This window comes from Candidatus Didemnitutus sp. (genome assembly GCA_019634575.1).
Taxonomy (GTDB): Bacteria; Verrucomicrobiota; Verrucomicrobiia; order Opitutales; family Opitutaceae; genus Didemnitutus.
This window is the reverse complement of the sequence record JAHCAY010000001.1, coordinates 1185341-1198048: the sequence shown is the minus strand read 5'-3', so window position 1 is coordinate 1198048 and position 12708 is coordinate 1185341. Positions and strand designations below refer to the sequence as shown.

Sequence of the window (12708 nt, the reverse complement as noted above, 5' to 3'; positions counted from 1 at the left end):
TGACATCCCAACACGCGATGATGGTCGCGGTCGGCGAAGGCCAGCGGCCGAGTTTCATTGATTCGTGGCGACCGAGCCGCACTGTCGCGGTGCGGCTCGGTTTGCGGACCACGATTATTCCGCTGCGCACTGGATGGACAGGCGGCCGATTTCGATGCGCAAGAGATCAGGATCAAAACGAACGGCCCGGCCGAGCTTGATGTAACTGATCAGGCGCCGCTCGCGAAGATTCGCGACCTGGCGAACCGACACGTTCAGGATTTCGGACACCTCGAGTTCGTTCAGCAATTTCTTAGGCGACGTGAACGAGCCGCCGGTTGAGTTGACTTGGGTCATACCGTGGTTAAGGGTGTCAACCCGCGCCAAGATGCGGCGCACCGTTGTTTTCAGTATCCCTCGGAACTACTTTAACGAATCGCTCCGCCGGCGGAGCATTTCGTAAAATCTAGTGATGAACTGCGCCGAGTTTTACGGTTCGCTCCGTTAACGGAGCATTTCGTAAAATCTAGCGATCAACTGTGTCGAATTTCACGATTCGCTTAGTCGACTAAGCAAATCGTAAATATGGGCGGCGAAAGCAAGATTCCCGGCGGGCTTTACGATTCGCACCGCCGGCGGTGTGAAACGTAAAACAGGCCGGTTTGACAATTCACCTAGCCGGCTAGGTAAATCGTAAATTCAGCGCGGCAGAATTTGCCAAAACGCCTCTGCGTCACGCTCAGTGACAAGATTCAGGTAGTGGCGCTTGATTATCGCCTCGGAATTGCCGGCTTCGAGCGCAGCGGCTCCAAGGCTGTGAAATTTGGCGACGTGCATCGAAATGAACGTGTGCCGGAGCACGTCATCGCTGAGTAGAAACTCGGTCCGAACCTCGGTGACCATTTTCTGAATATTCGGGAGCACTATGGGGAATTTTTTCAGCGGATAGCGCTCGAGCCATGCCTGCAGATTGGCGCGGATCTTTATCTGGCGAAGGTCATGCGTCTTCGAGATATCCGGCTCAATGTTGATGACTCCGTTGGCGAGATCGACCGCGCGCGCCAAACGCGCCGGGGGTAGCCGCCCAAGCCGGCACACCTCGCCGCGCGGCACAGTCGGACGAATACCCGCGAACACGCACAGAGCGAAGTAGGGCACAAGACACCCACGGGGGAGATCTGAGCGAGGCCCGCCGGCATAGTCTTCCACGAACGCCATGAACTCGGCGACTTGCTGCGCCGAAAGAATCTCAGGTAGGCCGCGCGCGATCTTGAATTTCGGGAGCGGCGCGGCGGAATTTTCTGCACACCAGGAACGCGGCGCCTGACGGCACCACTCGAAGAACGCGTGAAGTTCGCCGCGGAGGTTGTTCCAGCCCTTTCGCCCGAGTTTGCGCGCGTCCATGTAGCGCTGAACGTCAGCGGTCGTGACGGCCGAAACGTCACGCGACGGAAACGCCGCTTGGAGGCTCGCCAACTCTCGACGATAGTCTCGCGCGACGTAGAACGAAAGGTGCGGCGCTCGCTCCGCGAGGAAAGTTGTCACGGCCTCGGAAAGGGGCCTGGACGCGACCGCGGGCCGGTAGTTGGAGTTGAACCACTCCACGGCGAAAGCCAACGAGTGACCGCCCTTCAACATTCGATGCGCCGCCTCCGCTTCGGCGAGCTGTTCGGTCGACAAGCGAGTGACGACGGTCCGGACGTCGTCGCGGGTGTTGGCAGCCTGAATCTCGAAACGCTGCTTTGCGCCGCGGGCCTCCGCTTCGTCCGCGAATTGCTTCCGAATCCGGCGCCCCGCGAGCCATCCGCGCAGCAGCCAAGTCCCGTAGCGAACCGTCCGCGCCGATCCAGGTAGGCGCACCTGCACCTCTTTCCACCTCAGCGTGAAATGCCCGTTTCTCATGGCGCAGCCCATGCAAAGTGAGGGGTGTCAACAGCGTGTTGCCACGGAACTGTGACAACATTTGCGAAGTCAGGGAGCCCCACACCGCACGGCCGGACCGAGTTTCCCGAGTGAAAACTACCCCGTAGGAATCCTACAGGCGAGTTGGTGCTCAGGGGGGGACTCGAACCCCCACGCCTTACGGCACACGCACCTCAAACGTGTGTGTCTACCAATTCCACCACCTGAGCGATTTCCAGTGAAGGAAGGGCGAATTAGGTAAATCGCCGAAGCCTTGTAAAGCACTGAAATGCGCTTGCGTTGAACTTTCTGCGCCCGGACACTGCGACTTCCGCGTGGCACGACTGTAGCTCGCGGAACACCAAGCAAGTAAACCGACTCCCACCGGGTAACCACACCCGTTTCTCCGCCCTTCATGGACGACCAAAAGCCCGCCCCCGAGAGCACCGACGATGGTCTGAACAAGATCGATCTGTCGCAGCTGCAGAGCTTCACCTTCGGCACCCAATGGACCGAAATCAAATCCGTCGGCCCCGGCGGCCGTCGCGAACGCGACGACCGCGGAGGCGAGCGCCGCGAGCGGCGTGACGATGGCGGCCGCGGGCCCGGTGGCGCTCCGCGCGACCGCCGCGGCTTCCGCAAACCCGCTGGCGCTCCCGCGAGCGACGGTGGACCGGCCGCTCCGGCGGCACCCGAAGGGGAGCGTCGTTTTGATGCTCCGCGCGGCGACCGTCCCCCGCGGGGCGACGGCTTCCGTGGCGGACCGCGCCGCGATTTCCGCGGTGGCCCCGGTGGCGATCGGGGTGAGCGTCGCGATTTCCGCGGCGGCGACCGCCGTGACTTCGGCGGCGAGCGCGGCGCGCCGATGGAGCGCGGTCCGTATATCAGTCCGTATTTCATGGCGACCTGCTATCCCGAAGACACGGGCTTCGCCGCGATGGTGAAGGCCGTGCGCGCCTCGTGCCGCACGTTCCAGCTCTTCGAGATCACGAAGGCCGTTCTCGAGAAAAACGACCGCTTCGTCGTCGTCGTGCAGCGCAAAGCTCCGGAAAAATCCGCCGAAGACGAAGCCGCCGCGGCGAAGCCCGGCCCGCTATTCATGACGATTCCTGATCACCTTCCCTTCGACACCGAAGAGGCGGCGATCCAGCACGTCCTGAAGAACCACCTCGCTAATTTCTTCGACACCGCCGACGTGGAGATTGAGGCCCCGAAGGGCAATTTTCCGATCATCAACAAGTGCGGCATCACCGGCGAACTGCTCGGGCCGCCGAACTACCACAAGTATCAGCAAATCCTCCAGCAGCACCACGCCACGCGGCTCGGTCGCATGCCGTTCGACCGCTTCCGCGACAGCATCATCTCGTCGCGCGAGCCGGAAGTCGTCCAGCAGTGGATGGACAAGATGAAGAAGACCACGCGCTACACGTGGAACCCGAAGGTCGCCAAGCCCGCCGCCGCACCTGCGTCCGCTCCGGCCGCTGCCGCTCCGACCGAAAGCCCGGCGCCTGTTGAGGCTGCCGCCGAGGCTCCCGAGGCTGCGCCCGTCGTCGAAGCAGTGCCGACTCCCGCGCCCGAAGCCGCGCCCGCCGGTCCGAGCTTCGACAGCATCGAAGAGGCGCGTGCCTACCTGCTCACGAACGCGAAGGAAAAAGTCATTCGCGCCGTCGAGAACGTCCGCTTCCACGGCAAGCTCATCGAGAAACTCCCGCCCGGCGAAATCAAACGCGCCGTCGAGGGCCACGTGGAGCGTCAGCGCCGCTTCCCGCTCGATACCGCCAACGCGCTCCGCGGCCGCCTGCGCCGCGAAGGCTTCACCATCTTCAAGAAAGGTTCGCGCGGCGTCTCTTACGTGTGCGCCGTGAAGCGCCGCTTCCGCGTCCCCGGCCAGGTGTTTTCCGAGACGATCGGCGCGCTCATCGATTTCATCGAGAAGAACCCGATGATGCACGTGAAGGATCTGCCGCAAAAATTCCTCGGTATCGACGTCGCGGCCGCGGCGGCTGCCACTCCGGCTCCCGCCGAAGGCGCGACGCCGTCCCAATCGCCTTTTGCCGTGCTGCCGCCCGAGCAGGCGGACAAGCTGCGCAAAATGAACCAGGATCTGCGCTGGCTCGTCATGGAAGGCTACGTCACCGAGTTCTCCGACGGAAAGCTCTTCGCGCCGCCGCCGATGACGCCGCAAACCGGCAAAAAGGCCGACGAGCACGGCGAGGAACACGACCCGGTCGATTTCCCGGACGCGCCTGCGCCCGCCCCCGCTGAAGCTCCGGCGAGCGAGCCCGCTCCCGCGGCCCCGACTGCCACCGCCGATGCTCCGACGGAAGCAACTCCGGTCGCCGAAACCGCTCCTGCGGTGGAAGCCCCGGCTCCGGCGGTTGAATCGGCTCCGGCACCGGAAGCTCTCGCGGAAGAGCAACCGAAGACCGAGCCGCCAGCCGGCTCCTGAGTCGGCCCATGCGCCGCGTCGCAATCATCGGCAACGCGGGTTCCGGCAAATCCACGCTCGCGCGGCAAATCGCCGCCGAATGTGGCGCGGCCGTGCTCGATCTCGACACGATCGCCTGGGAGCCCGGGAAACCCGCCGCGCCGCGCGCTTCCGATGCGGCGGCGCGCGACGTGCGCGCGTTTTGCGCGGCCAACGCGTCGTGGGTGATCGAGGGATGCTATGGCGATTTGGCCGAAGCGGTCCTCGATGGAACCGTGGAGTTGGTTTTCCTGAATCTCAGCGAGGTCGATTGCGTGCGCCAATGCCGCGGGCGCGCCTGGGAGCCGCACAAGTGGCAATCGAAGGAAGCGCAGGATGCGCATCTCGACTGCCTGCTCGATTGGGTGCGGGCCTACTACACGCGTGACGGCGTGATGTCCCAGCGCGGACATCACGCGATCTTCGATCGTTACGCGGGGCCGAAGCGCGAGATTACGCGATCAGAGCTGGTTTGATGCAGTAGATGCGGGTGTGGGGCGCGGGCCGATTGCAGGCGCCGCGGCGATGCGTCGGGCGAGCGTGGGAGGCGCGGTGCCGTGAGGCGAGGGAGTGTGCGAAAGCGCGTTCCCTCGAATGAGGCGAACATTCACGTGACGTGAGGTGAAGCGTGCTCGTCGAGCGCGCCTTAAGGACGCGCGTGCCCGATTCCGCCGGGTCGGCCTCGGCGATGCGTCGGCGCAAAATATGTTCGCGACGCAAAAAAGGCCGGGCGTTGCGGCCCGGCCTTGAAGTCAGATGAATCGTCGCGGCGCTGGCGCGCCGCGCGATGACAAGCGAAGTTAGGCGAGTTTGACGCCGAGCTTCTTGGCGGAGCGCTCGAGGGCGTCGGCCATGTCGGAGGGCGTGACGGCGACTTCGATGCCGCATTCCTGGAAGACGGCGATCTTGGCGGCGGCGGTATCCTCGGCTCCGCCGACGACGGCACCGGCGTGGCCCATGCGGCGGCCCTTGGGGGCGGTCGCACCGGCGATGAAGCCGGCGACGGGCTTCTTGCAGTTGGCCTTGATCCAGCGGGCGGCTTCGACTTCGGCGCTGCCGCCGATTTCGCCGATCATGATGATGCCCCAGGTGTCGGGGTCTTCATTGAACAGCTTGATGACGTCGAGGTGCGAGGTGCCGTTGACCGGGTCGCCGCCGATACCGACGGAGGTCGACTGGCCGATGCCCTTCGAGGTGAGCTGGAAGACCGCCTCGTAGGTGAGCGTGCCGGAGCGGGAGACGACGCCGACGTGGCCCTTCTTGTGAATGTAGCCGGGGGCGATGCCGATGCGGCAGCCGCCGTTCGAGTCCTTGCCGGTGCCGGGCGTGACGATGCCAGGGCAGTTCGGGCCGATGAGGCGGGTCTTCTTGCCGGCCATGGCGCGCTTCACCTGGATCATGTCGCGGATCGGAATGCCTTCCGTGATCGCGACGCAGAGGTCGAGGTTGGCGTCGACACCTTCGAGGATCGCGTCAGCGGCGAACGGCGGCGGGACGAACACCGCGGAGGCGGTCGCGCCGGTGGCGGCGACGGCGTCGGCGACGGTGTTGAAGATCGGAACCTTGTGGGAGCCGTGCTCGAAGAACTGGCCGCCTTTGCCCGGCGTGACGCCGGCGACGATGGCGGAGCCGTAGTCGAGGGAGAGTTTGGTGTGACGACCGCCGAACTCGCCGGTGATGCCCTGGACGAGAACCTTGGTCTTTTCGTTAACGATAATAGACATTGAAGGGATCGGTTAGCGGTGGGCGGTTAGGCGACGAGTTTGACGATCTTCTGCGCGGCGTCGGCCATGGTGTCGGCGGAGGCGATCTTGAGGCCCGAGTCGGCGAGCGTCTTCTTGCCGGCGGCGACGTTGTTGCCTTCGAGGCGGACGACGAGCGGGATCTGGAGGCCGAGCTCCTTGGCCGCGGCGACGACGCCGGTGGCGATCGTGTTGCAGTCCATGATGCCGCCGAAGATGTTCACGAGAATGCCCTTCACGTTCGGGTCCGTGAGGATGATGCGGAAGGCCGCCTGGACCTGCTCCTTCGAGGCGCCGCCGCCGACGTCGAGGAAGTTGGCGGGGTTGCCGCCGAAGTGCTTGATGATGTCCATCGTGCTCATCGCGAGGCCGGCGCCGTTGACGAGGCAGGCGATGTTACCGTCGAGCGCGATGTAGCTGAGGTTGAACTTCGAGGCTTCGATCTCTTTGGAGTCCTCTTCGTTGAGGTCGCGGAGGTCGACGATGTCCTTGTGGCGGAAGAGCGCGTTGTCGTCGAAGGAGACCTTGGCGTCGAGCGCGAGCACTTCGCCGGCGGGCGTGGTGATGAGCGGGTTGACCTCGACCATGGAGGCGTCGGTGTCCCAGAACATCCGATAGAGATTCGTGATGAGTTTAACGGCGTTCTTGAAGTAGTCGCCGGTGAAGCCGAGTTGGAACGCCAGTTGGCGCGCCTGGTAGCCTTGGAGGCCGACGGCGGGATCGATGAAGACCTTGAAGATCTTCTCGGGCGTCTCGTGCGCGACCTTTTCGATTTCGACGCCGCCTTCGGTCGAGGCGACGATGACGGGCTTCGAGGTGTTACGGTCGAGGAGGATCGCGAGGTAGTATTCCTTCGAGATGTCCGCGGCCTTGGTGAAGTAGATCGTCTGGACCTTGCGGCCGGCGGCGCCGGTCTGCGCGGTCACGAGCGTGTTGCCATACATCTTGTTGGCGTAGTCGAGCGCCTCGGCCTTGGTCTTGGCGAACTTGACGCCGCCCTTGAAGCCGTCGGTGAACGTGCCTTTGCCGCGTCCGCCGGCGTGGATCTGGGATTTGACGACATACGGAGCCTCGCCCAGCGCAGAGAGCGCGGACTCGAACTCGGCGGGCGAACGGGCGGGCACGCCCTTCGGCACCGGCACCCCGTATTTCTCGAACAAGGCTTTGGCCTGATACTCGTGAATGTTCATGGGAAAAGAGAGGTTTTTTAAGCCACAAAAGCCGGCCGAAAGACACCCAAAAGATGCCGCGTCCGTTGCGCGAAACGCATCATAAGAGACCCGGGGCGTTCCCGTAAGCGAAGCATAAGGCAACGCAGCTTGGCGGTCGGCGCCGGGCTGTGGGTGGCCCGCTCCGTCGTGCAAAGCGGCGCAAGGTCGGTGATTGCGTTGCGCGCCGCGTCGCGCAAGATGCGCGCGTATGCATTCGCACGAGCTGCTCAAGGAGGTGCTCAAGAAGACCAGCGCGAAACAAATCGCGGGTGACATGGGCTTATCCCTATCCCTCATCTACAAATGGGCCGAGCCACCGGCGGACGAGACCGGCAGCGGCGCGAACAACCCGTTGGATCGCATCGAGCAGTTGCTCAAGATCACGAACGACACCCGCATCGCGCAATGGGTGTGCGAGCGCGCCGGCGGCTTCTTCATCACGAATCCGAAGCACAAGCCGCACGACATCAATCTCATCCCCTCCACGAACAACATCGTGCAGGAATTCGCGGACATGCTCGGCGTCATCGCCGCCGCTGCTGCGGACAATCAGATCACCAAGGACGAGGCGAAGGCCATCCGTCGCCGGTGGGAGGATTTGAAGAGCGTGACCGAGGGCTTCGTGCGCAACTGCGAGGAAGGCAATTTCAGCGCGCTGAAGCAGGAGGCCGTGGCGCGCGATGCGAAGTCGCACGGTTGAACGCGGCGGGAATCGCGATGGCGAGGCGAGCTCTTGGCGGGTCCATGGCGCTCGTTCGCGTGTCGGCTGCGGCCGATCGGAGAATCACTCCGACAGCATGACGTGCCGACGGGACGCGACCGCTCCAAGCCGTCGAAGGTAGCGGTTTCGCAGTTTGCCTTGCGGACTGCCCGCGTCCCGCGGGCCGTCGAATGAGGTATGATCTGCGCGAACCGAAGCACGGTCCGCGAGGACGCGGACCCTCCTGAAGCACCGCGCGCACCGGGCACCTTGCGATGCAGGGGCGCGCGTTTGTCGCCGCCGGGATGGCGACGACCACCTTTCGGTCAATGCGCGTCTCAGAACTTCAGCAGCTGCTTCGCGAGGAAGGCTGACTGGATGCCGGCGAGTTCCTGCAGGCCCTTGCGCGCGAGGCCGAGCAGGCCGTCGAGCTCTTCCTGCGAGAAGGTCGCTTCTTCGCCGGTGCCCTGCACTTCGACGAACTGGCCCTTGCCGGTCATCACGACGTTGAAGTCCACGGCGGCGTCCTTGTCCTCGACGTAATTGAGGTCGAGCAGTTGCTGGCTGTTGAACAGGCCGACACTGACGGCGGCGACGGAGTCGGTGAGCGGATTCTCGGAAATTTTCTTCGCGTCGAGGAGCTTTTGGATCGCGAGGCGTGCGGCGAGATAGGCGCCGGTGATGGACGCGGTGCGCGTGCCGCCGTCGGCCTGGAGCACGTCGCAGTCGATCCAGAGCGTGTTGTCGCCGAGCTTCTGGAGATCGATGATGGCGCGCAGCGAGCGGCCGATGAGGCGTTGGATCTCGACGGTGCGGCCGTCGATCTTGCCCTTGGAAATGTCGCGCTGTTTGCGGTCGTGCGTCGAGTAGGGGAGCATCGAATACTCGGCGGTCAACCAGCCGCCGGTGACGCCTTGCTGGCGCATCCACGACGGGACCTTCGGTTCGATCGTCGCGGCGCAGATGACGCGCGTGTGGCCGAAGCCGATGAGGACGGAGCCCGAGGCGTGCGGGGCGATGTTGGCCTCGAGGGTGATGGGACGCAGTTGGTCGGGCTTGCGACCGTCGACGCGGGGCTGGGTAGACATAGCGGAAACAGCAGACGGACGCGGCGCGGCGGGAGCAAGGCCGGAAGCGCGCGTGACGCGGTGTGGCGGAGGACGGGGCGCGGAGGACTGAGGACGGAGGGCGGAGAGTGAGGCGCGGCGGAAAGAGGCGGGATCTTCCAGCTCCCGCTGCTTGGGCGCGGCGCTCGTCAGCTCGGGTTCGCCGGCGGCTCTTCGTCGTCTTGAAAGCTCTGCGGGACGAACGGCGAGCGCGGTTCGGCGATGCGGTGCGTCGTCGTTTTCTGCGTTTGCTGTTCCTGCATGTGCGCGATGAGGCGGTCGTTGAACGTCTTCGCGGGATCGTGGCCCATGATTTTCAGCGCCTGGACCATGGCGGCGACTTCGACGAGACGGGCGATGTCGCGGCCGGGACGCACGTAGAATTCGATGTGCGGCACCTTCACGCCGAGGATCTCGTAGAAGTTCTCCTCGAGGCCGGTGCGTTCCTCGATGACTTCGGGGCTCCACTCCTTGAGGGTGACGACGATGTCGACGCGTTTCTCGAGGCGGATGCTCTTCACGCCGAACATTTCGGCGATGTTGATGATGCCGATGCCGCGGCACTCCATATAGCCGCGGTTGAGCTCGCGCGAACTGGCGGTGAGTTCGCGCTCGTCGACGAGGCGGAGGCAGGTGAGGTCGTCGGCGACGAGCGAGTGGCCGCGCTCGATGAGCGCGAGGGCGCACTCGGATTTGCCGATGCCGGAGTCGCCGCGGATCATCACGCCGATGCCCTTGATATCGAGGGTGGTCGCGTGCTCGGTGCCGGACGGAGCGAACTCGTTGTCGACGCACAGCGTGGCGGCGTTCACGAAGTTCATCGTGATCATCGGCGTGCGGAAGATCGGCAGGTGCATCTCCAGCGAGACCGCGAGCATCGGGTGCGTGGCGGTGTAGTTGCGCGTAAGGACGAGGCACGGGATGCCGCGTTTCACCATCTCGGCGAAGATCTCGATTTGCTGGCGCTGCGAGAGCGTCTTGAGGAACGTCATCTCGGCGGCGCCGAGGACCTGAATGCGTTTGTTCGCGAAATACTTGAAGAAACCCGTGAGCGCGAGCGAGGGGCGGTTGATCGAGCCCTCCTTGATCAGGCGGTGCATGCCTTCCTCGCCCGTGAGCAGCTCGAGCTGGAGCTTGGTCCGATACGTCTCGTAGAAATGCGCGACGGTGATGCCGTTGATGGCTTTGGTGGGCATGGGCGGGGAAGCTGTAAGCAGTAAGCGGTAAGCCTTAAGCTGCGCCGAACCTACAAGCCGAGCGGCGAACCGAAAGCTTAAAGCTTATCGCTTACGGCTTATCGCTGCGCCAGCGGCGCTCGCTCACAAATTGAAATCCTTGCCCAGATACAGCTCGCGGGCTTGCGGGTCGTTGATGAGGAACTCGCCGCTGCCTTCGGTCATCACCTTGCCGCGATGGATGATGTAGCCGCGGTCGACGATGCGGAGCGTTTCGCGGACGTTGTGGTCCGTGATGAGCACGCCGATGCCGCGCGACTTCAGCTCGAGGATGATCTTCTGCACCTCGGCGACGGAGATCGGGTCGACGCCGGCGAACGGCTCGTCCATGAGCAGAAATCGCGGGCGCGTCACGAGGGCGCGGGCGATTTCGAGGCGGCGGCGCTCGCCGCCGGAGAGGGTGTAGGCGGGCTGCTCCGCGAGATGACCGATGCTCAGCTCGTCGAGGTGATGTTTCACCAGTGCGGTGCGGTCCTTCGCGGATACGCCGCGCAACGTCTCCACGATGGCGAGGATGTTCTCGGCGACGGTGAGCTTGCGGAAGATCGACGCCTCCTGCGGCAGGTAACCGACGCCGAGGCGAGCGCGGCGGTGCATGCGGAGGTGCGTGGCGTCCTGGCCGTTGATGAAAACCTTGCCGCCGGTCGCGGGCACGAGTCCGACGACCATGTAGAACGTCGTCGTCTTGCCCGCACCGTTCGGGCCGAGCAGGCCGACGACTTCGCCGGCGCGGACGCGCACGTTGACGCCGTTCACGACGGTGCGCTGGCCGTAGGTTTTCACCAGGCCCTCGGTGTGAATTTCGAACTGCTCCGTCGCGGCGGCGGTGCTCACGGCTGCTTCGGCGCCTCCGGGGCGGTTTCGATCTTCTTGTCCTTGTCGAAACCGAGGTCCTTCACCGGTGGGCCGACGATACGGACGTTCGTGCCGCGCACCTGGCGCTCGCCACGGAGGAGGAGGATTTCGTCGCCGGTGTAGGTCCAGCCGGCGCCGCGATCGGTGACGACGGGGCGGTCGCTGAGCGTGATCTTGTTGTCGCCGGGCAGCACGACGGCCTTGCCGCAGGCGGCGTCGCGGTCGCCCTGCACGATGTGGACGTTGCCGATGGCGATGAGCGATTTGAAGCGCTCGAGCTTGGCGACCGTCGCGGTCGGATCGGTCTTGCTGCGCAGGGCCACGACTTCGAGGCGGTCGCAGGTGAGTTTGAGGTTCGTGCCGGTGACCACCACATGGCCGTCGAAGATGGACGTCATCTCGGCGTCGGTGCTGCGGCCGTCGTAGTTGTCGCTCGTGATGACGGTGGGCTGCGTCTCGGCGTTCTGCGCGAGGAGCGGGCCGGCGAGGGCGGCGAGGAGGAGGGCGAGGCGGGGCAGCGTCATTGCAGCAGGTTTTTCAGTTCGGCGCGGAAAGTTACGCGCACGTTCTTGCGCATGGAAACCCTTTTCTCCCGGTGGTCGTAGGTCCACTGCTCGCCGGTGGCTTCAAGGGTGTCGGTGAGCACGCGGATCGTGCTTTGCCCGGTGGCGATTTGCGTGTCGGTGCGAACCACAGCCGTCGGGCTGAGCAACATCGTGTCGATGCGATCCTGCGCGTCAGCGGTGAAGACGGTCAGCGTCAGCTCGCGGATGTCGATTTCCTGCGAGGAGACGAGACGCGCCTCGGTGCCGCGCACGAGCCACTGGCGGAAGCCGTCGGGCGTGAACGTGGGCAGACGGAAGTTCACGATCGGTGCGTCGTTGGCGATGCGCGTCGTGGTCTGCGCCGAGGAGAAAGGTGCGAGCGCGGCCCAAACCAGCACGACCAGGAGCGTGGTCGGGTGCGGGCAGCGCGCTTGCGCGCGCTTGCGCGCTGACCCACGGAAAAGTTGATGCTCTTGCCGGCTCACGAAGCTGCCTTCTGACCGCGGGCGGCGAGGATTTGTTCACACACTTCGCGCACGGCGCCGTGGCCGGCGGGGCGCGGTGGGACGAACTTCGCGACCTTGAGCGCGGCGGGCATCGCTTGCGCCGGGGCGACGCCGATGCTGGCCCACGCGATGGCGGTCGCGTCGATGTCGTCGTCGCCCATGTAGCACACCTCGGCGGCTTTCGCGCCGAGTTGCCGGGCGAGTTCCTGGAGCGCGACGAGTTTGTCGGTGCGGCCTTGGATGAGGTGGGGGATTTGCAGTTCCTGCGCGCGAGCGGTGGTGGCGGCGGACGGGCGGCCGGAGATCCACGCGAGCGCCACGCCGGCTTTGCGCAGGCGCACGAGTCCCATGCCGTCGAGGATGGAGAAATTCTTCGATTCCGTGCCGTCGGAGTGGATACGCACAGTGCCGTCGGTCAGCACGCCATCGACGTCCATCGCGAACAACTTGATCGCGCCCC

At 64.6% G+C, this 12708-nt stretch carries 12 protein-coding genes, 1 tRNA gene and 1 pseudogene; 3 read left to right on the top strand and 11 right to left on the bottom strand.

Features of this window, described 5'->3' with window-relative positions:
- Positions 1-114 precede the first annotated feature (114 nt).
- The 3 genes from KF715_04980 to KF715_04970 all read right to left on the bottom strand — a co-directional run bounded on the left by KF715_04980 (position 115) and on the right by KF715_04970 (position 2111).
- Entirely contained in the window at positions 115-336 is a 222-nt protein-coding gene (locus KF715_04980) for a helix-turn-helix domain-containing protein (GenBank protein MBX3736022.1), read from the bottom strand.
- A gap of 342 nt (positions 337-678) precedes the next feature.
- The gene (locus tag KF715_04975) at positions 679-1881 is read right to left on the bottom strand and encodes a hypothetical protein (protein ID MBX3736021.1); all 1203 of its coding nucleotides are present in this window, start codon (positions 1879-1881) and stop codon (positions 679-681) included.
- A gap of 145 nt (positions 1882-2026) precedes the next feature.
- Positions 2027-2111 (bottom strand) — tRNA-Leu (locus KF715_04970).
- A 185-nt stretch (positions 2112-2296) separates the two neighbouring features.
- Between KF715_04970 and KF715_04965 the strand changes: the two genes are divergently transcribed.
- Together KF715_04965 and KF715_04960 are read left to right on the top strand one after the other, a co-directional pair.
- On the top strand, positions 2297-4330 hold the full coding sequence (locus tag KF715_04965; GenBank protein ID MBX3736020.1) for a hypothetical protein: 2034 nt from the start codon (positions 2297-2299) through the stop codon (positions 4328-4330).
- 8 nt (positions 4331-4338) lie between these two features.
- Positions 4339-4824: a dephospho-CoA kinase gene (locus KF715_04960; protein MBX3736019.1), complete on the top strand. Its 486-nt coding sequence runs from the start codon at positions 4339-4341 to the stop codon at positions 4822-4824.
- A gap of 324 nt (positions 4825-5148) precedes the next feature.
- On the opposite strand, the gene sucD is transcribed toward KF715_04960, so the two are convergent.
- Together sucD and sucC are read right to left on the bottom strand one after the other, a co-directional pair.
- Positions 5149-6072 (bottom strand): succinate--CoA ligase subunit alpha, encoded by a 924-nt coding sequence (sucD, locus tag KF715_04955; GenBank protein MBX3736018.1) that lies wholly within the window; start codon positions 6070-6072, stop codon positions 5149-5151.
- Between the two features lie 26 nt (positions 6073-6098).
- On the bottom strand, positions 6099-7280 hold the full coding sequence (gene sucC / locus KF715_04950) for an ADP-forming succinate--CoA ligase subunit beta (protein ID MBX3736017.1): 1182 nt from the start codon (positions 7278-7280) through the stop codon (positions 6099-6101).
- A gap of 229 nt (positions 7281-7509) precedes the next feature.
- Here sucC and KF715_04945 point away from each other — a divergent pair.
- Positions 7510-7929, top strand: a pseudogene (locus tag KF715_04945) (hypothetical protein).
- A gap of 410 nt (positions 7930-8339) precedes the next feature.
- Here the strand turns inward: KF715_04945 and rph are convergent.
- The 6 genes from rph to KF715_04915 form a co-directional block, all read right to left on the bottom strand.
- A complete protein-coding gene (gene rph, locus KF715_04940) occupies positions 8340-9089 on the bottom strand; it encodes a ribonuclease PH (protein ID MBX3736016.1) in 750 nt (249 codons plus the stop codon).
- Positions 9090-9256: 167 nt separating this feature from the next.
- Entirely contained in the window at positions 9257-10303 is a 1047-nt protein-coding gene (hprK, locus tag KF715_04935) for an HPr(Ser) kinase/phosphatase (protein MBX3736015.1), read from the bottom strand.
- Between the two features lie 123 nt (positions 10304-10426).
- Positions 10427-11176 carry an LPS export ABC transporter ATP-binding protein gene (lptB, locus tag KF715_04930; protein ID MBX3736014.1) on the bottom strand — a complete coding sequence of 250 codons (750 nt, stop codon included), beginning with the start codon at positions 11174-11176 and terminating at the stop codon, positions 10427-10429.
- Positions 11173-11721, bottom strand: coding sequence for a hypothetical protein (locus KF715_04925; GenBank protein ID MBX3736013.1), 549 nt, complete (start codon positions 11719-11721; stop codon positions 11173-11175). Before KF715_04925 ends, lptB begins: the two co-directional genes overlap by 4 nt.
- Positions 11718-12140 (bottom strand): LPS export ABC transporter periplasmic protein LptC, encoded by a 423-nt coding sequence (gene lptC, locus KF715_04920; protein MBX3736012.1) that lies wholly within the window; start codon positions 12138-12140, stop codon positions 11718-11720. The genes KF715_04925 and lptC overlap by 4 nt, the downstream gene beginning before the upstream one ends.
- Positions 12141-12223: 83 nt before the next feature.
- Positions 12224-12685, bottom strand: a complete 462-nt coding sequence (locus KF715_04915) for an HAD hydrolase family protein (protein ID MBX3736011.1) — start codon at positions 12683-12685, stop codon at positions 12224-12226.
- Positions 12686-12708: the final 23 nt, after the last annotated feature.